Origin of the sequence: Blastochloris sulfoviridis, from assembly GCF_008630065.1 — a bacterium.
Lineage (GTDB): Bacteria > Pseudomonadota > Alphaproteobacteria > Rhizobiales > Xanthobacteraceae > Blastochloris > Blastochloris sulfoviridis.
Window position 1 is genome coordinate 83,199 of sequence record NZ_VWPL01000003.1, and the last position, 20,415, is coordinate 103,613.

Consider the following 20,415-nt stretch of genomic DNA (forward strand, 5'->3'; position numbering starts at 1 on the left):
ATGGGGGGAGCCTTGCGGGGACTCAACTGATGGTTTCTATGTACAACTTGTATTGTTCGGCTGTCATCAGCGATTCGAGGGCGGCCGGGTCGTTGAGCTTGAGCTTGAGGAACCAGCCGCGGCCCTCGGAATCCTCATTGACGATGCCCGGCGCCTCGACCAGCCGGTCATTGACCGCGACCACCTCGCCGGCCACCGGCGCATAGACCTCGCTCGCCGCCTTCACGCTCTCGACCACCGCCGCCTCCTCGCCCTTGTCCAGGGTGGTGCCGATGGCCGGCAGTTCCACATAGACCACATCCCCGAGCTGGGTCTGGGCATAGTCGGTGATTCCCACCAGGGCGGTATCGCCTTCCAGACGAACCCATTCATGCTCTTTGGTGTAGTGCGTGTTCGGCATTCTGACCCCTCATATCCCGGCTTCGTGATCCCCGCGTAACGGCCACGCCCTCGCGGGCGCGCCACAGGAATCGGCAGCAATCATACGCCCCGGACATAGCGATGCGGTACGAATGGCAGCGCCACCACCCGCGCCGTCAAGGGCTTTCCCCGGACCATAAGCTTCACCGGCGTTGCCGGCTCGGCAAAGCGCCGATTGACATAGCCCATCGCCAGCGGTCCGCCGAGGGTGGGGCCGAAGCCGCCCGAGGTCACCGTGCCGATCGGCTGGTCTTCGAGATCGACGATCGCCGCGCCTTCGCGGGCCGGCGCCTTGCCCTCCGGCAGCAGGCCGACCCGCAGCCGCGCCGGCCCTTCGGCGATCTCCTTGAGGATGTGCTCGGCGCCGGGAAAGCCGCCCTCGGCGCGCCGCCGCGGCGGGATCGACCAGGCGAGGCCCGCCTCGACCGGCGTGGTGGCGGCGTCGATGTCGTGGCCATGAAGCGGCAGGCCCGCTTCGAGCCGCAGCGAATCGCGCGCGCCGAGCCCGACCGGCGTGACGTCGCGGTCGGCCGCCAGGATGTCCCACAGCTCGACCACCCGGTCGGCGCGCACCGAAAGCTCGAACCCGTCCTCGCCGGTATAGCCGGAGCGCGAGAGGTGCACCTCGATGCGGCCGATGCGGAAGCTTTTCGCCGTCATGAACACCATGTCGGCGATGCCGGGCAGGTGGCGCGCCAGCACCTCGGCGGCGGCCGGCCCCTGCAGCGCCAGCAGCGCGCGGTGGTCGGCGCGCATCAGCCGCACGCTGGCCGGCAGGCGCTGCTCGATCCGGTCGAAATCGGCGGCCTTGGTGGCGGCATTGACCACCAGCATCAGCACCCCGTCCTCCCCCGGCTCGTCGGAGCGGGTGACCATCAGGTCGTCGAGGATGCCGCCCTCGTCGCTGAGGAGCTGGGTGTAGCGCAGCCGCCCCGGCTGCAGCCCGAGAATGTCGGCCGGCACCAGCGCCTCCAGCGCCCGCGCGGTGGTCTCGTGGTCGGGACCGAGCAGGAACGCCTGGCCCATGTGGGCGATGTCGAACAGGCCGGCCTTGGTGCGGGTGTGGGCGTGCTCGGCGAGGATGCCGGTGAGGTACTGCACCGGCATCTCGTAGCCGGCAAAGGAGACGAATCGGGCGCCGCGCGCGGCATGGCGCGCGTGCAGCGGCGTCTGCCGGAGCGGTTGCTGGGGCTCGACGGCGGGCGCGGCGTCGGTCGGCTGGTCGGACGGCTGATCGGTCGTCGATTGATCGGTCGTCGATTGATCGGTCATGGACTTGGCCTCGGGCAGGACTTCGGACAGGACAGGACTTCAGGCGCGGCAGGACTTGGGCAGGACAGGATTTCGGACAGGGCAGGGCGTCAGGCGCGGCACGGCTTCAGGCACAGACGGGAGTTCAGACCCGAACGCGCGCCAGGGCAAGCGGCGATTGCGACCGGCCCGCGCATTCCCGCCGGCCGGCGCCCCGCTCCTGCCGGGAGCCCGGAAAGGTCAGCCGCGGCCGTCAACCGCCACGCGCGGATGTCTTCGATTTCCGACCGGTTTTCTCAGGCTTTCCGCTGGGATCGAAGCCGACATACACGACGTAGTTTTCAAGATCGTCCGGTTTCGGCAGAGGAAAACTGACGTCTTCCTCGATATGCAGGAAGGTCGACTGCGTGCGTCCGTCCGGCATCTGCGCCGGCACCAGATAGAACCGCGTCCACACCGTCTTGGGCGTGGTGCCCTCGTGCACCACGGCGATGCGCAGCGGCACGTCGACCTTGCCGGGGCCGCCGGCCTGCCCGGCGAGCAGCCGGCCCTCGACACCCACCTTCATGGTCATCATCTGGCCCAGTGCCGCGCATTCGCGCGCGGTCTGGCCGAACGTCGCCTGATAGCGGAGCTGCTGGCCGGCGTCGCGCGTGTTCGCAAACACCTGGAAGGCGGCCGCCCCGGTGCGCACGGTCACCATCGGGCACTCGTAATGGGCCTTGCCCGCATCCTCCGGCGCCGGCTCGGGCGACGACGCCCCGGTGGCGAACATCCGGCCGACCCGGTCGGCGAACGACGTGCCGCCCGATCCCGATGTCTCGCCGATCTGCCCGGTGGTGCCGCAGCCGGCCAACGCCACCGCTACCGCCATCGCCGGCGCGAGCCGGCACGCGACCTGCCACCCCCTCATCGTCATCGACGCCCCCTGCGTACAGCCCTGTCTTCGTCCGCCGCGCAGGTTCCTTGCGCAGCCGGCCTCTTACGCCATTTCGCGGTGATCGGCTCTTTTCTTCCCTCTCCCCTTGCGGGAGAGGGTGGCGAGACCGAGCAAAGCGAGGTCGCGCCGGGTGAGGGGTACATACGGCATATGCTGGAAAATTCACCCCTCACCCGCCTCGCGATCTCAAGATCGCTCGGCACCCTCTCCCGCAAGGGGAGAGGGAAAAAGAGCGGCTCCCAGCCGACAGCCATTCCGAGCCGCCCCCCCGGAAATCATAGATGGATTCGGCCGTTCCATAGAGCCAATTGGCGGCCACTTTGCGGCAGTCGTCAGACGCTGGCGCGCTGCCTGCCTCAGCCGCCCTGCCCGCCCCCGCCGGCGGGCTGGGCGAGCCCCACCGGACGGCCGGCGGCGCTGACCAGCAGCTTCCCGTGCAGCAGCCGGGCGGCGGCGCGCCGGACGTCCTCGATCGTCACCGCCGCCATCAGGCCGTTGCGGCGGTGGATATAGTCGATGCCGAGATCGTCGAGCTGGATCTGCAGGAGCTGGCCGGCGATCTTGCCGGAGGTGTCGAAGCGCAGCGCGTAGGAGCCGATCAGGTACTTCTTGGCCTTGTCCAGCTCCTCGGCGCTCGGGCCCTCCTTGGCGAGACGGGCGATCTCGCCCTCGATCACCGCGAGCGATTCGGCGGCGCGGTCGTTGCGGGTCGACACCCGGCCGATCATCAGCCCGGCATGGTCGAGCGGCATCAGGTAGCTGTAGACCGAATAGGCCAGCCCGCGTTTTTCGCGCACCTCGCGATAGAAGCGCGACGAGAAGGTGCCGCCGCCCAGGATGTGGTTGAGCACATAGGCCGGCACGAAATCCGGATCGTCGCGCTTCAGGCCCGGCCAGCCGAAGGTCAGCACCGTCTGCGGCACGTCGACATCGATCACCAGCCGCTGGCCGAGGCCCTGCGGCGCGGCATCGGCCACGTCGAGGCGCTGGCCGGTCGCCGGCAGCCGGCCGAACACCTTGTCGAGCAGCGGCGCCAGCGTGGCGGCGTCGATGTCGCCGACCACGGCGATCTTCAGCGTATCGCGCGCCAGGACGCGGCCGACGAAGGCGCGCAGATCCTCCGGCCCGATCGCAGTCACGGTCTCGGCCGTGCCCTCGACGGGGCGGCCGTAGACATGGCCGGGAAACGCCGCGGCCCACCACGCTTCCGAGGACATCGCGTTCGGATTGGTGGACTTGCGGCGGATAATGGCCAGCACCTGCTGGCGCACGCGCTCCACCGGCTCGGCGTCGAAGCGCGGCGCGTTGACCGCCAGCGCCAGCAGGCCGAACGCCTCGTCGCGGTTCTCGGCCAGCGTCTTGAGGCTGCCGCTCAGATGGTCGCGGCTGGCGCTGAAGCGCAGCTCGATCGCCTTGGCGTCGAGCCGGTCCTGGAAGGCGGCGCTGTCGAGATCGCCGGCCCCCTCGTCGAGCAGCCCGGACACCAGATTGGCGGTGCCGGCCTTGCTGGGCGCATCCTGGGTGGAGCCGCCGGTGACGGCGAATTCCAGCGCGATCAGCGGCACCGCCGGCTCGCGCACCAGCCACGCCTTGATGCCGCCGGGGCTTACCACCCGCTCGATACGGGTGGCGGTTTCGGCGTCGGCTTCGGAGACCAGGGCGAGCGTCATGGCGGTGAGCGGCATCAAGGTGACCGGCATCAAGGTGAGAGACAGGGCGGCAGCCAACGGAGCGCCGAGCCGGCGCCCCAGCGCATGAAGGCGGGTCACGAGCGCTTCTCCCCGGGCGGCGGCGCCTTGACCAGGCGGCCGGTCACCGCCCGCCGCATGTCGAGCCATTTGCGGGCGGCCGCCTGAACCTCGGCCGCGCTGACCGCCTTCACCCGGTCGGGCCAGGCGCGCACGTCCTCGATGGACGAGCCGGTGGTGAGCGCCACGCCATAGATGCGGGCGAGCGCGGTCTGGCTGTCCTGGGCATAGACCGTTTCGGCGACGAGGCGGGTCTTGGCGCGGACAAGCTCGTCGTCGGAAATGCCGGTCTCGATCAGGTCGGCCAGCACGGCATCGATCGCCGCCTCCAGGTCGTCCAGCGACACGTCCGGGCGCGGGCTCGCCCACACCCCGAACCGCGTCTCGTCATAGGCCGAGCCGTGGTACCAGGCCGACGCCGAGGTGGCGAGCTTCCGGTCGACCACCAGCTTGCGGTGCAGCCGGCTGGTCTGGCCGCCGCCGAGCACGTGCGCCAGCACGTCGAGCGCCTCGGCCTCGCGCGGCGCCGCCCGCGAATAGGACGGCACCAGATACTGGCGCTGGATGGAGGGCTGGGCGACACGCGGATCGGCCAGCGTCACCACCCGGCTGGCGCGCGGCGGCGGCTCGGCCGGCCGCACCCGCGGCGCCACCTCGGCGCGCGGCGCGATCTTGCCATAGGTGCGCTCGGCCAGCGTGCGCACCTCGTCGGCGGCGACGTCGCCGGCCACCACCAGGATGGCGTTGTTGGGGGTGTAGAAGCGGCGGTAGAACGCCAGCGCGTCCTGGCGGCCGAGCGCCTTGATCTCCTGCTCCCAGCCGATCACCGGCACGCCATAGGGGTGGTTGCGGAACAGCGACGACGCCATCTCCTCGCCGAGCTGGGCGGCGGGGTCGTTGTCGGTGCGCATGCGGCGCTCCTCCAGCACCACGTCGCGCTCGGGCAGCACCACCTCGTCGGTGAGCTGGAGGCCGGTCATGCGGTCGGCTTCGAGCCGCATCATCGTCTCCAGCTCATCGCGCGCCACGCGCTGGAAGTAGCTGGTGTAGTCGTTGGAGGTGAAGGCGTTCTCCTGGCCGCCGACCTCGGCGACGATGGAGGAGAACACCCCGGCCGGATTGGCCTCGGTGCCCTTGAACATCAGATGTTCGAGGAAATGGGCGATGCCCGACTTGCCGCGCTGCTCGTCCGCCGCGCCGACCCGGTACCAGATCATGTGGGTGACCACCGGCACCCGGTGGTCGGGGATCACCACGACCTCCAGCCCGTTGGCCAGCGTGAAATGGGAGATGTCGGGGCCCTGCCGGGTTTCGACAGGCTTGGCCTCGACAGGCTTGGCCTCGACAGGTTTGGCTTCGGCAGGGAAGGCGAGGGTCGCGGCGGTGGCGGCAGCGGCAAGTGTTCGCATCGCGGCTTTCAGCAAGACTGGCTCCCTCCGGGGTGGGGATTCGGCCAGACTGTCACACGAAACCGCGGCAAAGTCCGGCCCGCCTCGCCCGGCATGCGATCACAGTCCGGTCATTGCCGGACGTGCGGTCGCGGCAGACGTGCGGCAAGGCCGTTCGGCAAGACGCATGGCGAGGAACACGGCCAAGAAGACGGCCATTAAAGACGGCCATTCAACACCGCCAACAACACGGCAAGCCGTGCGGCCAGCCGTGTCGAGACGGGGCCCGGCAGCGCTCAGCGCGTGCTGTCGCGCGCCGTGCGGCTGCCGCCGGTGTCGCGGCCTTCGGCGACCTTGCTCGGCGAGAAGATGCGGTTGAGCCAGTTGTCGTCGAGCTTGTCGTCGCCGACCACGCCATAGGGCTGGTCGGGCGAGGGCGTCTGCAGGCCGGCCGGCGGCTGGGTGAGGCGCCTGCGCTCCGGCTCGCCGGTGAAGACGATCTTCTCGTCCTTCTTGGAGCCCCAGCCGGTGAAGCCGAGCTGGGTGGGCGAGAGCCGATCGTTGGCGCCCTCGAACCGCTCGCTCGGCAGGTCGGGCCGGTCGCTCTTGGCCTGCTTGGTCTTGCTGGTGCCGCGGCGGATCTCGTCGATGCCCAGCGTGCGCCCGGCATCGAGCCGTACGATCGGCTGATTCGAGCCGGCCTCGGCGGCCTTGGCGCGGGCGATGTCCGGATCCTTCGGCCAGGCCGGATTGGCGGCGGTGACATCCTCGGAGGCCGGCGGCGGCAGCGCCTCGGCGGTCGGCGGCACCACCAGCGGCGCCCGCTCGCGATAGTCGATCGTCGCCCTGTCCTCGATCAGGCCGACGCCGCCGAGGATCTCCTTGATGATCTTCTGCTCGAAGGAGGGCTCCTCGTCCTCGGCACGGACGCTCTGCGGCAGCGCGACCGCGGCCAGCAGGACAAGAGGAAGAACGTGGCGCACGAGACGGGCCTTCATCGCGACACTCCTTCGAAACGCGGTCAGGGCGGCGGCCATGAAGGCGGCCAAGACGGCGTGGGAATTCGACCGGAACGGGTGACGGCCGGACGGCCCTCGGCACCCCTTCCTCTGAGCTCCCTCACTCGCCCCTCATGCCGGCTTTTTTGCGGCAGGGCCGAAAAGCGCATCGTAAAGCAGCAGGATAACCCCAACCACGATGGCGGCGTCGGCCAGATTGAACACGTACCAGCGGAAGGTGCCGACGTGGAACGAGAAGAAATCGGCCACCGCCCCCCACGCCACCCGGTCGATGGCGTTGCCGAGCGCCCCGCCGATGATCAAGCCGAGGCCGAGCGCGGTGGGGCGGGTCTCGGCGCGGAGCAGCCACGCCCCGAACACCACCGCCGCCACCACCTTGACGGCGACCAGCACCCAGCGGCCGGTCTCGCCATCCTGCTGGAACAGGCCGTAGGAGATGCCGCGGTTCCAGGCCATCACCAAATCGAGATAGGGACCGACGGCGACGATGCCGCGGTCGGCGATGTCGAAGCCATGGATCATCCACAGCTTGAAGCCCTGGTCGATCGCCAAAGTGAGGAGAAGCGCGATCAGGCCGAGGCGGAGGTGGGGAGAACGGGTCATAGGCTTTCCGGTCGATGAGCTCGGCCCTCTCTTCCCTCTCCCCTTGTGGGAGAGGGTGGCGAGACCGAGCGAAGCGAGGTCGAGCCGGGTGAGGGGTGATTTAAGCTGAACCCCTCACCCGCCTCGCGATCTTTAAGATCGCTCGGCACCCTCTCCCAAAAGAGCCTGCTCCCAGGCGCGCGCAAGCGCGGCCTGGGTGGGAGAGCGAAAGAGCGGCTTCCCTCCACGAGAGGTAATCAGCCAAAACTCTATCACGGACGAACCGGCGGTGTGGGCGAGGACGGAGCGGCCGGCGGGGCGACCTGCGGAACTTGGGATGGAGTTTGGGCCGGCGCGGCATAGGGGCCGGGAATGACGATGACGGTCGGCTGCGGCGGGGCCACGGCTGCGGCGGGCTGCGGCGCGGGGGCCTGCTTGGCGGCGTAGTCGGCGATCTGGAAGGTGATGGCCGCAATTGCCAGCGCGACGGCCAGCATGAGCGCGACCGAACTGATCACCACGGTGACCAGGAACTCGCGGCTGGGCAGGGTGGCGATCTTCTCCGCCAAGCTATCCAGCTTTTTCTCGATGCTTTCGAGGCGCCGATCGACAGAATCGGCGCGCACTTCGAGCTTGGCAAGACGTTCATTCACGCCACTAGACCCCGGCCCGTCACCGCCACCCGACCCGTCATCAGGCGGTCGAGGCAACCGGTTGCGCGGCAAAAAAGGGAGAACGTCCGCCATCAAGCCGCCGCCTTCGACGTGAGTTTCTTCAGGAATTCAATCAGAACTGAATTCTGATCCCTGATTCTGTTTTGAATTTCACGCCCTCTGGAGACGGAGGCGCTAAAACCATCCTGATGAATCGAGTTGATATAGCTCATCATCGTCGCATTAAGCGCAGAGCTATTTAAGTGAAGGGCGATCAAAAACGTCAGGTCGCCTCGGGTCAGGCTGACCACTTCGGCCATGTCCCCGCGATAGAATTCATCCAGCGCGGCTTCCAGCTCTTTGGTGAATTCGGGGTCGCGAGCGCTGACGTCGTCCATCTGCCTCTCCTCCCGCAGGCGGCTTACGCCGCCTGCGCCGCCTGCCATTCTCGCATCGCCTGCGCGTCGCGCAAGGAGAGGTCCGGAAACGCCGGATCGGCGCCGACGTCGGCGGTGATCCGCCAGGAGCGGGCGCACTTTTGCCCCTCCGCCTTGGCCGGCACCACGGAGACGCCCTCGACCTCGGCAAGGCGGAAGGCGTCGGCCGGGCCGTCGCCGCCCTCCAGACGAAGCCCGGAGGTGATGCAGACCTCGGCGAAATCGACGCTGGCGATGGTCGCCCGCAGCGCGTCCTCGGCGATGAACACCACCGGCGCCGCCTCAAGGCTGGAGCCGATGCGCTTTTGCGACCGCTCGATCTCCAGCGCCCCCGTCACCACCCGGCGCACCCGCCGGACCTGCTCCCACTTGAGAGCCAGCGCCTCGTCGCGCCAGTCCGCTGGGATGGTGGGGAACAGCTCCAGGTGCACCGAGCCGGAACCGTAGCGCGCCAGCCACGCCTCTTCGCAGGTGAAGGACAGCACCGGCGCCAGCCACGTCACCAGCGCCTGGAACAGCCGGTCGATCACCGTCAGCGCCGCCTTGCGCTTCACCGACGAGATCGGCTCGCAATAGAGCGCGTCCTTGCGCACGTCGAAATAGAACGCCGAGAGATCCGAGGTCATGAACGCGGTCAGCGCCGAATGGATCTTCTTGTAGTCGAAGTCGGCATAGGCCTGCCGCACCACGGGATCGAGCAGGGCGAGTTCGTGCAGCATCGCCCGCTCAAGCTCGGGCATGTCGGCCACGGCCACCCGGTCCTCCTCGCGGAAGTGGGCGAGCGAGCCCAGCATCCAGCGCAGCGTGTTGCGCAGCTTGCGATAGGTGTCGGCGGTGGTCTTCAGGATCTCCGGGCCGATGCGCAGATCGTCGGAATAGTCCGACGCGCACACCCAGAGCCTGAGGATGTCGGCGCCCGAGGCCTTGATGACGTCCTGCGGCGCCACCGTGTTGCCGAGCGACTTCGACATCTTGCGCCCGTCTTCGTCGAGCACGAAGCCGTGGGTCAGCACCACGTCGTAGGGGGCGCGGCCGCGGGTGCCGCAGCTTTCCAGGAGCGAGGAGTGGAACCAGCCGCGGTGCTGGTCGGAGCCCTCCAGATACATCACCGTGTCGGTGCCGCCGTCGCGGGTGCGCTTGATGCCGGCGAGGCCCGGAAAATGCACCGGGTCTTCGAGCGTATAGGCGTGGGTCGAGCCGGAATCGAACCACACATCCAGGACATCGGTGACCTTCTCCCAGGCCGCCGGGTCGTGCTCGGGCGCGAGGAAGCGCGACCCATCGGCGTCGGCAAACCAGGCATCGGCGCCCTCTTCCGCGAACGCCGAGGCGATGCGGGCGTTCACCCGCTCATCCTTCAGGATCTCGCCGGTCTCGCGGTTGACGAACACGGTGATCGGCACGCCCCAGGCGCGCTGGCGCGACACCACCCAATCGGGGCGGTTGGCGATCATGCCGTTGATGCGGTTCTCGCCGGCCGCCGGCACCCAGCGGGTCTCTTTGATCGAGCGCAGCGCCACCTCGCGCAATGTCTTGCCGTCCAGCGTCTCGATCGGCTTGTCGAGCGCGATGAACCACTGCGGGGTGTTGCGGAAGATCACCGGCTTCTTGGAGCGCCAGGAGTGCGGGTACTGGTGCTTGAGCTTGCCGCGGGCGATCAGCGCCCCGGCGTCCGAGAGCGCGGCGATCACCGCCTTGTTGGCGTCGCCCTGCTCGCCCTTGGCGGTGAGCACGCGCTTGCCCTCGAAACCGGGGGCATCCTTGGTGTAGGCGCCGTCGGCATCGACGGTGTAGGGGATGGTGGTGTCGATGTTCATCGCTTCGAGCAGGCGCTTCGACGCCATCCAGATCTCGAAGTCCTCGCGGCCGTGGCCCGGCGCGGTGTGGACGAAGCCGGTGCCGGTGTCGTCGGTGACGTGGTCGCCGTCGAGCAGGGGCACATGGAAGGTGTAGCCACCGCCCACGCCCTTGAGCGGATGGGCGCAGACCGAGCAACTGAGCGCATCCGCAGGCACATCCCCAATCAAGCGGGCGCCCGTGACGCGAGCTTGCTTGAAGACGTCATCCGCCAACTTCTTTGCTAGGATGAGCTTGTCGCCGACTTTGGCCCAGTTGTCGGCCGGTGCCTCGGTCACCTCATAGAGGCCATAGGCGATGCGCGACGAGAAGCTGATCGCCCGGTTGCCAGGGATGGTCCACGGCGTCGTGGTCCAGATGACGACTGAAGCACTGAGCATCGCGTCCCAGACTTGCTTGCGCTCAGCCGTCAGATGGGAACCATAAGCTCCACTGCCGGCCACCTTAACCGGAAACTTCACCCAGATCGTATCGCTCGTGTGATCTTCGTACTCGACCTCGGCCTCGGCCAGCGCGGTCTTCTCGACCACGCTCCACATCACCGGCTTGGAGCCGCGATAGAGCTGGCCGGTGGTGGCGAACTTCATGATCTCGCGGGCGATCTGGGCTTCCGCCGCAAAGCTCATGGTCGAGTACGGGTGGTCCCAGTCGCCGATCACGCCGAGGCGCTTGAATTCCTCGCGCTGCACGTCCAGCCAATGCTCGGCGAAGGTGCGGCACTCTTTCCGGAATTCCACCACCGGCACCGCGTCCTTGTTCTTGCCCTTGGCGCGGTACTGCTCCTCGATCTTCCACTCGATCGGCAGGCCGTGGCAGTCCCAGCCCGGCACGTAGTTGGAGTCGAAGCCCAGCATCTGCTGGGACTTGGTCACCACGTCCTTCAAAATCTTATTGAGCGCGTGGCCGATGTGGATGTTGCCGTTGGCGTAGGGCGGGCCGTCGTGCAGCACGAATTTCGGCCGGCCCTTGGCGGCCTCGCGCAGCTTGCCGTAGAGGTCGCCCGACTCCCAGGCTTTCAGAAGCTCGGGCTCCTTCTGCGGCAGGCCGGCGCGCATCGGAAACGCGGTCTGCGGCAAAAACAGGGTCTGGGAGTAATCGAAGGCGGTGTCGGCCGAGGCGTTCTGGGTGTCGGCGGCGCCGGCGTCAGGCTTGGTCATGATGGCGAGCTCAGGCAGCGATTGAGGCGAATTCGGGCGGGACGCGATCCCGGCCGCCGACGGACCGTCAGGCCCGGCCGGTGGCCGGGCGGCGAATTCGTGCCGTGACGTGGAAACGAACGGGCGCGCGCTGCATGCGCCCCTCTTAGCAAGCCCGGCGGCGCGGATAAAGCGTCGCGCGCCATGTTCCGGGCGGTCGCCGCGTTCTTCCCTCTCCCAACCGGGCCGCGCTTGCGCGGGCCCGGGCGCAGGCTCTTGCGGGAGAGGGTGCCGAGCGATCTTCAGATCGCGAGGCGAGTGAGGGGTAAATCATTCAGCATGCGCCGTATCTACCCCTCACCCGGCTCGACCTCGCGTCGCTCGGCCTCGCCACCCTCTCCCGCAAGGGGAGAGGGAAGAAGGAAGCCGAGACGATCCGCCGGAGACCAGATCACGCCGCCGCGGCGTCGTCGCTGCGCAGGTGGTGCAGGAAGTCCTTCACCTCCGCCGCCAGCCGCTCCGACTGGCGGGCGAGGTCGTCGGAGGCCGACTGCACCTCGGTCGCCGAGTTGCCGGTCTCGTTGATCGCCACCGTCACGCCCGAGACGTTGGAGGCCAGCGAATTGGTGACGTCGGCGGCGCGCTGGATGCTCGCGGCGATCTCGTTGGTCGCGGCACTCTGTTCTTCGACCGCCGAGGCGATGGAGCCGGTCACTCCCTGGATGTCGGTCATGGCGTGCGACACCTCGCGGATCGCCCCCACCGCCGCCTTGGTCGAGGCCTGGATGGTGGCGATCTGGCTGGCGATCTCCTCGGTGGCGCTGGCGGTCTGGGCGGCCAGCGACTTGACCTCGGAGGCGACCACCGCGAAGCCGCGGCCGGCATCGCCGGCGCGGGCCGCCTCGATGGTGGCGTTGAGCGCCAGCAGGTTGGTTTGGGCGGCGATCGCCTGGATCAGGTCGACCACCGCGCCGATCTTGGCGCCGGCCGCGGCCAGGGCCTCGATCTCCCGGACCGAGGTCTCGGTGGTGGTGCCGGCCTGGGTGATGACGCCGCTGGCGGTGGCCACCTGACGGGCGATCTCCTGGATCGACGACGACAGCTCCTCGGCGGCGCTGGCCACCGCCTGCACGGAGGCGGTGGTCTCCTCGGAGGCGACGGCGGCCGAGCCGGCCTCGCTGCTGGCATTGCCAGCGAGGTCGCCCAGCGCATGGGCGGTGCCGCGCAGCCGCTCGGTATTGGCGTCCACCGCGTCGAGCACGCCGGCCACCGAGGTGCGGAAGCTCTCGATCGCCGCCTCCATGCGCTGGTTGGCGCGGTCGCGCTCGGCCTGGGCGCGGGCGGTCTCGGCCGCAAGCGTCTCGCGCTCGATCGCGGTGTCGCGGAACACCGCGACCGTCCCGGCCATCTGGTTGATCTCGTCGATCTGGGTCTTGGGCGGAATGGCGATCGCGGTCGAGCCGCCGGCCAATTCCTTCATGCAGGCGCCCAGGGCGTTCAGCGGCCTGGCGATGACGCCGTTGAGCCGGAAGGCGATGCCGAAGCCCAGCAGCAGCGCGGCCAGCGACACCGCGCCGAACACCATGGTCGACTGCCACTGCATGGCGTCGAGATCGGTGCGGTCGACGCCGAGCGCGACCACGCCGACCGTCCGGCCGCCGAGGTCGTGCAGCGGCGCATATTTGATCGCCAGCGACGAGCCGTCGAGAATGGCGTGGTCGTCCATCACCGCGTCGTTGCGGGCGGCCGAAAGCTGCTCGGGCGTCGGCGCAAAGCCGTTGGGGAAGGTCGAGGCGACCTGGGTCAGGCCGGCCTTGCCGTCGACGAACAGCGCCACCCAGGTGGCGGTGCGCTGGGTGAACTGCATGGCGAGGTCTTCGCCGAAGGCGATGCCGAACTCGACCGAGCCGATATGGGCGCCCTCGCCCTGGACCGGCACCACGCCGCGAATGCCGGCGCCGGCGACGCCGTGTTCGAGCCCATGCACCTCGGCCTTGTTGGCGTTGGCCTCGACCACGGTGGGCCGGAAGCCCGCCAGGTCGTCGCCGAACGCGCCCGGCTTGTGCAGCCGCAGGAACGAGGTGGCCGGCGGAGTGTGGAACTGGAACTGCTCGATGCCGTCGACGCGCAGGGCCTCGAAGGCCGGCGCCAGCATGGCGGCGAGCTGCTCGCGCTCGCCGGCGGCGAAGGCGCGCTTCACCTCCGGCAGGCTGGAGACCAGCCGCGACAGCGACAGCGCCCGCATCGCCTGCGACGCCACCTCGCTCTCGAACCGGGCCGACTCGCTGGCCAGCCGGCTGTGCAGACTCTCCGCGACGATTTTTTCGGTAAACCACCAGCTGGTCGAAAAGAATCCCACGGCCGCCAACGCCAGGCTGCCGCAGATCGCCATCGTGAGTCCCGTCTGAAGTCGCATGTGCCCCTCCCCGCAAGTGGCGCGAATTTGGGCGGCGGAACCTAACGGACGGTAATCGAGTCGCGGAATTACGACGGGTCGGCGAAATTCTTTTTCCATCATGACGCGACCGGGGACATCTCTTCGCCCAATCGGCGATGCGCGGGCCGCCACGCGGCGCGCGGGCTTTGAGGTATAAATTCCTATAAGCGCGACGCCGACGCGGCCCGGTCTTTCCGACGATGCTTGCCCGCCGCCCTCAGGCGCAGCCGGCCAGCGCGCGGCGCGCGTTGGCGGAATCCGCATCCATCTGCGTCACCAGTGCCGCCACGCTGTCGAACTTGCGCTCCTCGCGCAGGCGGGTGTGGAAGGTGACCGCCAATTCGGCGCCGTAGAGGTCGCCCGAAAAGTCGAATAGGAACACTTCCAAAAGCGGTGCGCCATTGTCGAAGGTCGGCCGGCGGCCGAAACTGGCGACGGCATCAAAGCGGTTGCCGGCGACATCCACGCGTACTGCATAGATGCCATGCGCCAGGCCGCAGGCTGGATCGAGCCGGATGTTGGCGGTGGGGTAGCCCAGGGTGCGGCCGCGCTGGTCGCCGCGGATCACCGTGCCGATGACGAACCACGGATAGCCGAGAAGATCGTTGGCCTCGGCGATGCGGCCGGAGGTGAGCAGGCTGCGGATGGCGCTCGACGACACCGCCCGCCCGTCGTGATGCAGCGGCCCGACGACATCCACCGCGAAGCCGCGGCGGGCGCCGGCCTGCACCAGGAAGGCGGGCGAGCCGGCCCGCTTCTTGCCGAAATGGAAATCGAAGCCGACCGCCGCGCCGGAAATCGCGAGGCGCTCCACCAGCACCTCGTCGACGAACCGATCCGCGGTGATGCCGGCGAAGGCGGCGTCGAACGTCATCACGAACGCGGCATCGCAGCCGGCGCGCGCCAGCGCCGCCAGCTTCACCGGCTCGGGCGTCAGCCGGAACAGCGGCTCGTGCGGCGCGAACACCGCGCGCGGATGCGGCTCGAAGGTCAGCGCCGCCACCGGCCGGCCGAGCGCCCGCGCCCGTTCGGCGGCGGCATCGATCACCGCCCGGTGGCCGCGATGGACGCCGTCGAAATTGCCGATCGCCACCACCGCGCCCATCAGGCCGGCAGGCACGGGTTCAAGGTCGCGAACCACCCGGAAGGAGGGCACGGGAAAGGGGTCGAAGGGGGTCATGGCAATCGGATGGGAAACGGTAACGGGGATGCCGCGGTCGCGTGAGCCTGCGGTCGCCTGGGTTTGCGGTCGCCTGGGTCTGCCTCACTCGAGTCTCGAATATCCGGCGTCCGTCTGGCGATCCCGGGCCGGCGGCGGACCGGGGCGTTACCGGAAGGCCGTCCCACCCGCTGGCGGCGAAGCGCATGCGCTATCGGGGCACCCTGCCCCCCGCACCCCGTCCCGTCAAGCGTGCGGTTGGGGCCGCGGCGGCACCGACACCCAGGCTTCGCCGTCCAGCACCACCTTGCCGTCCACCGTCGCCTCGCAGTGCAGGCGCGCCCGCCGGCCCTTCTCGACCAACTCGGCCACCTCCACCGACACCGCCACCACGTCGCCGATCTTCACCGGCGCGTGGAAGTTCAGGGTCTGCGAGCGGTAGATCGCGCCCGGCCCCGGCAGCCGGGTTCCGACCACCGCCGAGATCAGGCTCGCCGTGTAGAGGCCGTGGGCGATGCGGCCGCCGAACCGGGTGCCGGCGGCATAGAGGTCGCACAGATGGATGGGATTGTGGTCGCCCGACAGATCCGCGAAGCCGACGATGTCGTCGGACATCACCGTCTTCATGATGCTTTCGCGCATGCCGACGGCGAGATCCTCGAAATACAGGCTTCGCATACCCAGGCGGGTCTGAACGTCGCTCAATGCAACCTCCGTGTTTGGTATCAGGATGCTGAACTTCGTGCTGCACCGCAATACGCCATAGGTCGCGGCCGCCGGTCCGGGGGATTAACCGGATGTTCAAAGCTCTTCGCTAAATTGCCCAAGTACAGGGGGACGTTCGGACAGAGAGAGACTCTGCCGGATTGGTCCATGATAGGCGCAACGTCGCCGGATTGCCGACGGAGTAGAAGAAATGGCTGTCGACCTTGCGATGCCCATCTTGGTTGTCGATGATTACAGCACGATGGTCCGCATCATACGGAATCTTCTGAAGCAGCTTGGCTTCGAAGACATTGATGACGCTGCCGATGGCTCCGCCGCTCTCGGCAAGCTGCGCGAGAAGCGCTACGGCCTTGTGATCTCGGACTGGAACATGGAGCCGATGACCGGCTACGAGCTCCTGAAGGAGGTCCGCGGCGATCCGTCGCTGGCGAAGACGCCCTTCATCATGGTCACCGCCGAGTCCAAGACCGAGAACGTGATCGCCGCCAAGAAGGCCGGCGTCAACAACTACATCGTCAAGCCGTTCAACGCGCAGACGCTCAAGACGAAGATCGAAGCCGTCTTTGCCGACTGACGCCATCAAAGAACACGCACTGACAATCACGATGGCGGCCGGGAAACGGCTGCCCGGGGAGAAAGTTCCGTGAGCGCCTACCAGACGGAGCACCTTGAGCGCATCGTCGATTTTCTGAAGGTCAAAAAGGGGGTTGAAGTGTCCCTGTCGGACGTCGTGGCCCTCGCCGAGATCACTGCAGAATCTCTGCAGGCGTTCTTCCTGACGCTGGACAAGGCGGTCTATCGCGAGCTGCGCGAGATCGCCGAATATATCCAGTCGATGAAGGAAGAGATCGGCGCGCTGCAGGTGCACGACCTGAAGGAAACGCGCATCCCCGCGGCGGGCCAGGAGCTCGACGCCATCGTCAAGGCGACGGAAGCCGCCACCAACACCATCATGACCGCGGCCGAGGAGATCATGGCCGCGCACGCCTCCGACCCCGACGCCTACAAGGCGTTCGTCGACGAGCGGATGATGGCGGTGTTCGAGGCGTGCTCGTTCCAGGACATCACCGGCCAGCGCGTCGCCAAGGTGGTGCAGACGCTGACGGCGATCGAGACGCGCGTCGCCCGCTTCGCCGCGGCCACCCGCTCGCGCGACGCCTCCGGCTACGCCACCGCCGAGGAGGCGTCCAAGGCCGCCCGCGCCGAAAAGCTGCTGCTGCATGGGCCGCAGCTCGCCGGCCAGGGCGTCAGCCAGTCGGACGTCGACAGCATGCTGCGCGGCGGCGCGCCGGCCCAGCCGGCGGCCGTTGCCAAGGCCGCGCCGGCCCAGCCTGCCCCGGCCCAGCCTGCCCCGGCCAAGCCTGCCCCGGCAAAGGCCGCGCCTGCCCAGCCTGCCCCGGCAAAGGCCGCCGCCCCTGCGCCCAAGCCCGCCGTCGCGCCCGCGCCGGTCAAGGCGCCGCCGACCGCGCCGGACGCCACGGACGACGTCACCGCCAGCCAGGACGACATCGACAAGCTGTTCGCCTGACAGGGGTTCCGGCCCGCAAGGGCCGGCCCTCACCACGCCAGAGCCCTCACCACGCCAGGTGGTGCATCGTCGCCACCGGCCGCACCAGCGCGGCCGAGAACAGCGTCGCCAGCGCCGCCGCCCCTTCGCGGGTCGCCGGGTCGCCGACCTCGCCGGCATGGATGCCGGCCAGGATGAACAGGCAGTCGAGCCCCTGCGCCGCCGCGCCGGCAAGGTCGGTGCGCACGGAATCGCCGATCGCCAGCACGCGGGCCGGATCGACCGGCGCGCCGCGCAGCGCCGCCGCCTCGGCCAGCGCCTGCCGGTAGATCGGCGGGTGCGGCTTGCCGGCATAGAGCACCTCGCCGTCCATCGCGGCGTAGAGGTCGGCGATGGCGCCGGCGCAATAGATCAGCCGGCCGCCGCGCTCCACCACCACGTCCGGGTTGCCGCACACCATCATCAGCCGGCGGGCCAGCACGTCCTGCAGCAGCGCCCGGTAGTCCTCGGGCGTCTCCACCTCGTCGTTCCACGGCCCGGTGCACAGCACCAGCTCGGCCTCGTCGAGAGGCACCCGCCTTGCGTCGAGCCCCTCGAACAGCGGCAGGTCGCGGTCCGGCCCGATATGGAACACTCGCACGCCCGGCCGTGCCGCCAGCACCGCGCGCGACACGTCGCCCGAGGCGACGATGGCGTCGAACGCGCCCTCCGGCACGCCATAGCCGGCGAGTTGCGGCACCACCGCCCGGCCCGGCCGCGGCGCATTGGAAACCAGCACCACGGTGCCGCCGCCGGTGCGGAAGCGCTGCAGCGCCTCGCAGGCCGGCGCGTGGGCCGCGGCGCCGTCATGGATCACCCCCCACACGTCGCAGAGCAGCACGTCATAGCGGCCGGCCAGCGCCGACAGGCCGGCGATCATCGGCGGCAAAGAGGATGTGAGCATCGGGGGGCCGTGAGGTTGGACGGTGACGGTTGGCGGATGGGGCGACTCGGCGCGCGAACACATAGGCCGAACGCGCGCCGCCGAAAATGGCCGCGGGGCGGAATGGCCGGCATGACAGGCGGTCATCCCAGGCAAGCGGCGAAGCCGGGAGAGCCGGGGTCGCCCTTCTCCGTGCCTCGTCATCCCGGGCGGAGCGAAGCGAAGACCGGGATCGTCATCCGGAAAAGGCACCCCTTTCCGGAAAACGGTCCCGGGTCGCGGGCGCCTTGCGCCCTTGCCCGGGACGACAGCCCTGCAACACGCGTCAAACGGTATGCCGCGCCAGGATCTCGCGGATCGCGGCCGGAAGCTCGGCCTCGGCGGCCTCGAACTGGGCGAGGCGCTGGGCGCGGTATTCGGCGTTGGTCTCGATCGCCTTGGCCTGCTCGGCGCCCTCGATCAGATCCTTCACCACCGCCTTGCCGGCTTCCGCCTCGCTCTCGCCGATCATGATGGCGACGACGCAGCGCCGCTTGTCGGCATAGCGCAGGCCGCCCTTGAACGAGCCGCCGCCGAGATACATTTCGGCGGCGAAACCGGGCAGCGCGCGCAATGCCTCATCGTCGCGGAGCCGCTGCACCAGCCGCATGCAGTGCGGCGCCAGGGCCGCCGTGCGCGGCACCACCACGACGGGGCCCGCCGGCTCGGCGGAGGCGAGCTTGCCGAGCTTCTGCAGGGCGGCGGCGAGGCGCGACACGCCGATCGAGAAGCCGGTGGCCGGCACCTTCTCGCCGCGGAAGCGCGAGACCAGCCCGTCATAGCGGCCGCCGCCGCCGACCGAGCCGAACCGCACCGGCTTGCCGTCGTCGCCGGGGATCTCGAAGGTCAGCTCAGCCTCGAACACCGGGCCGGTGTAGTATTCGAGGCCGCGAACGACGGAGGGATCGATGCGAATGCGGTCGCGGGCAAAGCCTGCCTTTTCGACTAAACGACTGATCTCGATAAGTTCGCGAATTCCTGTTTCAAGCGTATCATTCCATTCGAGTTGGTTCTTGCGTAACAAGTCCCATGTTACGAAACCGAACATGTCCACCGTTAGGTAATTCGACTCAATGAACTCCAGGTCTTGAATGAAGGAGCGCTCGCGTTCTGCCCAACCAACGTGGGCAAGAGGGATGTTCTTGATTGAATCCCAAGGTATTTGAGGAGACCCTTGGCCGGGCCGAAACAGAGTGGCCACCAAGTCAGCGATGTTTTCGTCCAGCCCCGCGCCCTTCGTAAAATCGCCACTCTCATCCTTGCGGCCCGGTCCCAGCAACAGCCGCACGCCCTCGACGCCCAGCCGGTCCAGCTTGTCGATCGCCCTTAACACCGTCAGCCGCCGCCCGGCATTCGCGTCGCCGGCGAGGCCGATCGCCTCCATCACCCCGTCGAGAACCTTGCGGTTGTTGACCTTGATCACATAGTCGCCGCGCGCGATGCCCAGCGCCTCCAGCGTGTCGGCGGCCATCATGCAGATCTCGGCATCGGCCGCGACCGAGCCCGAGCCCACCGTGTCGGCGTCGAACTGCATGAACTGGCGGAAGCGGCCCGGCCCCGGCTTCTCGTTGCGGAACACCCAGCCCGCCCGGTAGCTGCGGTAGGGCTTGGGCAGCCGGTCGAAATTCTCCGCCACGTAGCGCGCCAGCGGCGCGGTGAGGTCGTAGCGCAACGACAGCCACTGCTCGTCGTCGTCCTGCAGCGAAAAGACGCCCTCGTTCGGCCGGTCCTGGTCGGGCAGGAATTTTCCCAGCGCGTCGGTGTATTCGAACGCCGGGGTCTCGACCGCCTCGAAGCCGTAGCGCTCATAGACCTTGCGGATGGTGTCCAGCATGTCGCGGGTGGCGGCAAGCTCGGCCGGGCCGCGGTCGGCAAAGCCGCGCGGCAGGCGGGCGCTCACGCGATGGGGCTTCTTGTCGGGCTTCGATTCGGACATGGCTCTCTCGGGTCCGGAGCCTCGCTCCGGTCCGGACCGGGGCTCCAACATCGTCATGGTCGCGTCGTCTGCGGCGTCCGGGCGATCCCTTCTTCCCTCTCCCCTTGCGGGAGAGGGTGCCGAGCGATCGAAAGATCGCGAGGCGGGTGAGGGGTGAAATCGAACGGGCTTGACGAACCCCTCACCCGGCTCGACCTCGCTGACGCTCGGTCTCGGCACCCTCTCCCGCAAGGGGAGAGGGAAGAAGCGCGGTCCTGG

17 protein-coding genes are annotated in these 20,415 nt (G+C 68.7%); 2 read left to right on the forward strand and 15 right to left on the reverse strand.

Going from position 1 to position 20,415, the window contains the following annotated elements; genetic code table 11:
- Positions 1 to 22: 22 nt before the first annotated feature.
- From gcvH to F1193_RS02490, 13 genes are all read right to left on the reverse strand, one after another.
- Entirely contained in the window at positions 23 to 400 is a 378-nt protein-coding gene (gene gcvH, locus F1193_RS02430; RefSeq protein ID WP_150096085.1) for a glycine cleavage system protein GcvH, read from the reverse strand.
- Between the two features lie 80 nt (positions 401 to 480).
- Complete coding sequence (gcvT, locus tag F1193_RS02435) at positions 481 to 1,692, reverse strand: glycine cleavage system aminomethyltransferase GcvT (protein WP_150096086.1); 1,212 nt, start codon at positions 1,690 to 1,692, stop codon at positions 481 to 483.
- Between the two features lie 232 nt (positions 1,693 to 1,924).
- Complete coding sequence (locus F1193_RS02440) at positions 1,925 to 2,590, reverse strand: hypothetical protein (protein ID WP_150096087.1); 666 nt, start codon at positions 2,588 to 2,590, stop codon at positions 1,925 to 1,927.
- 377 nt (positions 2,591 to 2,967) lie between these two features.
- Complete coding sequence (locus tag F1193_RS02445) at positions 2,968 to 4,311, reverse strand: M16 family metallopeptidase (protein WP_150096189.1); 1,344 nt, start codon at positions 4,309 to 4,311, stop codon at positions 2,968 to 2,970.
- A gap of 65 nt (positions 4,312 to 4,376) precedes the next feature.
- Entirely contained in the window at positions 4,377 to 5,768 is a 1,392-nt protein-coding gene (locus F1193_RS02450) for a M16 family metallopeptidase (protein ID WP_150096088.1), read from the reverse strand.
- Positions 5,769 to 6,043: 275 nt separating this feature from the next.
- Positions 6,044 to 6,745, reverse strand: coding sequence for a hypothetical protein (locus F1193_RS02455; protein WP_150096089.1), 702 nt, complete (start codon positions 6,743 to 6,745; stop codon positions 6,044 to 6,046).
- Between the two features lie 132 nt (positions 6,746 to 6,877).
- Entirely contained in the window at positions 6,878 to 7,369 is a 492-nt protein-coding gene (gene lspA / locus F1193_RS02460; protein WP_150096090.1) for a signal peptidase II, read from the reverse strand.
- A 251-nt stretch (positions 7,370 to 7,620) separates the two neighbouring features.
- Positions 7,621 to 8,094, reverse strand: coding sequence for a hypothetical protein (locus F1193_RS02465; protein WP_150096091.1), 474 nt, complete (start codon positions 8,092 to 8,094; stop codon positions 7,621 to 7,623).
- Complete coding sequence (locus tag F1193_RS02470; protein WP_150096092.1) at positions 8,094 to 8,399, reverse strand: hypothetical protein; 306 nt, start codon at positions 8,397 to 8,399, stop codon at positions 8,094 to 8,096. Before F1193_RS02470 ends, F1193_RS02465 begins: the two co-directional genes overlap by 1 nt.
- A 23-nt stretch (positions 8,400 to 8,422) precedes the next feature.
- Positions 8,423 to 11,452: an isoleucine--tRNA ligase gene (gene ileS / locus F1193_RS02475; RefSeq protein WP_150096093.1), complete on the reverse strand. Its 3,030-nt coding sequence runs from the start codon at positions 11,450 to 11,452 to the stop codon at positions 8,423 to 8,425.
- Between the two features lie 430 nt (positions 11,453 to 11,882).
- Entirely contained in the window at positions 11,883 to 13,847 is a 1,965-nt protein-coding gene (locus tag F1193_RS02480; protein WP_170263284.1) for a methyl-accepting chemotaxis protein, read from the reverse strand.
- Between the two features lie 238 nt (positions 13,848 to 14,085).
- The gene (locus F1193_RS02485; protein ID WP_150096095.1) at positions 14,086 to 15,048 is read right to left on the reverse strand and encodes a bifunctional riboflavin kinase/FAD synthetase; all 963 of its coding nucleotides are present in this window, start codon (positions 15,046 to 15,048) and stop codon (positions 14,086 to 14,088) included.
- Between the two features lie 225 nt (positions 15,049 to 15,273).
- The gene (locus F1193_RS02490; RefSeq protein ID WP_150096190.1) at positions 15,274 to 15,705 is read right to left on the reverse strand and encodes a MaoC family dehydratase; all 432 of its coding nucleotides are present in this window, start codon (positions 15,703 to 15,705) and stop codon (positions 15,274 to 15,276) included.
- Between the two features lie 238 nt (positions 15,706 to 15,943).
- On the opposite strand from F1193_RS02490, the gene F1193_RS02495 reads away from it, so the two are divergent.
- Both F1193_RS02495 and F1193_RS17350 read left to right on the forward strand, forming a co-directional pair.
- Positions 15,944 to 16,327, forward strand: coding sequence for a response regulator (locus F1193_RS02495; RefSeq protein WP_150096096.1), 384 nt, complete (start codon positions 15,944 to 15,946; stop codon positions 16,325 to 16,327).
- 69 nt (positions 16,328 to 16,396) lie between these two features.
- Entirely contained in the window at positions 16,397 to 17,281 is an 885-nt protein-coding gene (locus F1193_RS17350) for a protein phosphatase CheZ (RefSeq protein ID WP_246164077.1), read from the forward strand.
- Positions 17,282 to 17,327: 46 nt separating this feature from the next.
- Here F1193_RS17350 and F1193_RS02505 read toward each other — a convergent pair whose 3' ends face one another.
- Entirely contained in the window at positions 17,328 to 18,203 is an 876-nt protein-coding gene (locus F1193_RS02505) for a TIGR01459 family HAD-type hydrolase (protein WP_150096097.1), read from the reverse strand.
- 304 nt (positions 18,204 to 18,507) lie between these two features.
- The gene (locus F1193_RS02510) at positions 18,508 to 20,157 is read right to left on the reverse strand and encodes a histidine--tRNA ligase (protein WP_150096098.1); all 1,650 of its coding nucleotides are present in this window, start codon (positions 20,155 to 20,157) and stop codon (positions 18,508 to 18,510) included.
- Positions 20,158 to 20,415 lie beyond the last annotated feature (258 nt).

Excerpts from the sequence above, each read along its gene's own strand:
- gcvH (WP_150096085.1), bottom strand. The coding sequence starts at position 400 with ATGCCGAACACGCACTACACCAAAGAGCATGAATGGGTTCGTCTGGAA.
- gcvT (WP_150096086.1), bottom strand. The coding sequence starts at position 1,692 with ATGACCGATCAATCGACGACCGATCAATCGACGACCGATCAGCCGTCC.
- F1193_RS02440 (WP_150096087.1), bottom strand. The coding sequence starts at position 2,590 with ATGACGATGAGGGGGTGGCAGGTCGCGTGCCGGCTCGCGCCGGCGATG.
- F1193_RS02445 (WP_150096189.1), bottom strand. The coding sequence starts at position 4,311 with ATGCCGGTCACCTTGATGCCGCTCACCGCCATGACGCTCGCCCTGGTC.
- F1193_RS02450 (WP_150096088.1), bottom strand. The coding sequence starts at position 5,768 with ATGCGAACACTTGCCGCTGCCGCCACCGCCGCGACCCTCGCCTTCCCT.
- F1193_RS02455 (WP_150096089.1), bottom strand. The coding sequence starts at position 6,745 with ATGAAGGCCCGTCTCGTGCGCCACGTTCTTCCTCTTGTCCTGCTGGCC.
- lspA (WP_150096090.1), bottom strand. The coding sequence starts at position 7,369 with ATGACCCGTTCTCCCCACCTCCGCCTCGGCCTGATCGCGCTTCTCCTC.
- F1193_RS02465 (WP_150096091.1), bottom strand. The coding sequence starts at position 8,094 with ATGGCGGACGTTCTCCCTTTTTTGCCGCGCAACCGGTTGCCTCGACCG.
- F1193_RS02470 (WP_150096092.1), bottom strand. The coding sequence starts at position 8,399 with ATGGACGACGTCAGCGCTCGCGACCCCGAATTCACCAAAGAGCTGGAA.
- ileS (WP_150096093.1), bottom strand. The coding sequence starts at position 11,452 with ATGACCAAGCCTGACGCCGGCGCCGCCGACACCCAGAACGCCTCGGCC.
- F1193_RS02480 (WP_170263284.1), bottom strand. The coding sequence starts at position 13,847 with ATGCGACTTCAGACGGGACTCACGATGGCGATCTGCGGCAGCCTGGCG.
- F1193_RS02485 (WP_150096095.1), bottom strand. The coding sequence starts at position 15,048 with ATGACCCCCTTCGACCCCTTTCCCGTGCCCTCCTTCCGGGTGGTTCGC.
- F1193_RS02490 (WP_150096190.1), bottom strand. The coding sequence starts at position 15,705 with ATGCGAAGCCTGTATTTCGAGGATCTCGCCGTCGGCATGCGCGAAAGC.
- F1193_RS02495 (WP_150096096.1), top strand. The coding sequence starts at position 15,944 with ATGGCTGTCGACCTTGCGATGCCCATCTTGGTTGTCGATGATTACAGC.
- F1193_RS02505 (WP_150096097.1), bottom strand. The coding sequence starts at position 18,203 with ATGCTCACATCCTCTTTGCCGCCGATGATCGCCGGCCTGTCGGCGCTG.
- F1193_RS02510 (WP_150096098.1), bottom strand. The coding sequence starts at position 20,157 with ATGTCCGAATCGAAGCCCGACAAGAAGCCCCATCGCGTGAGCGCCCGC.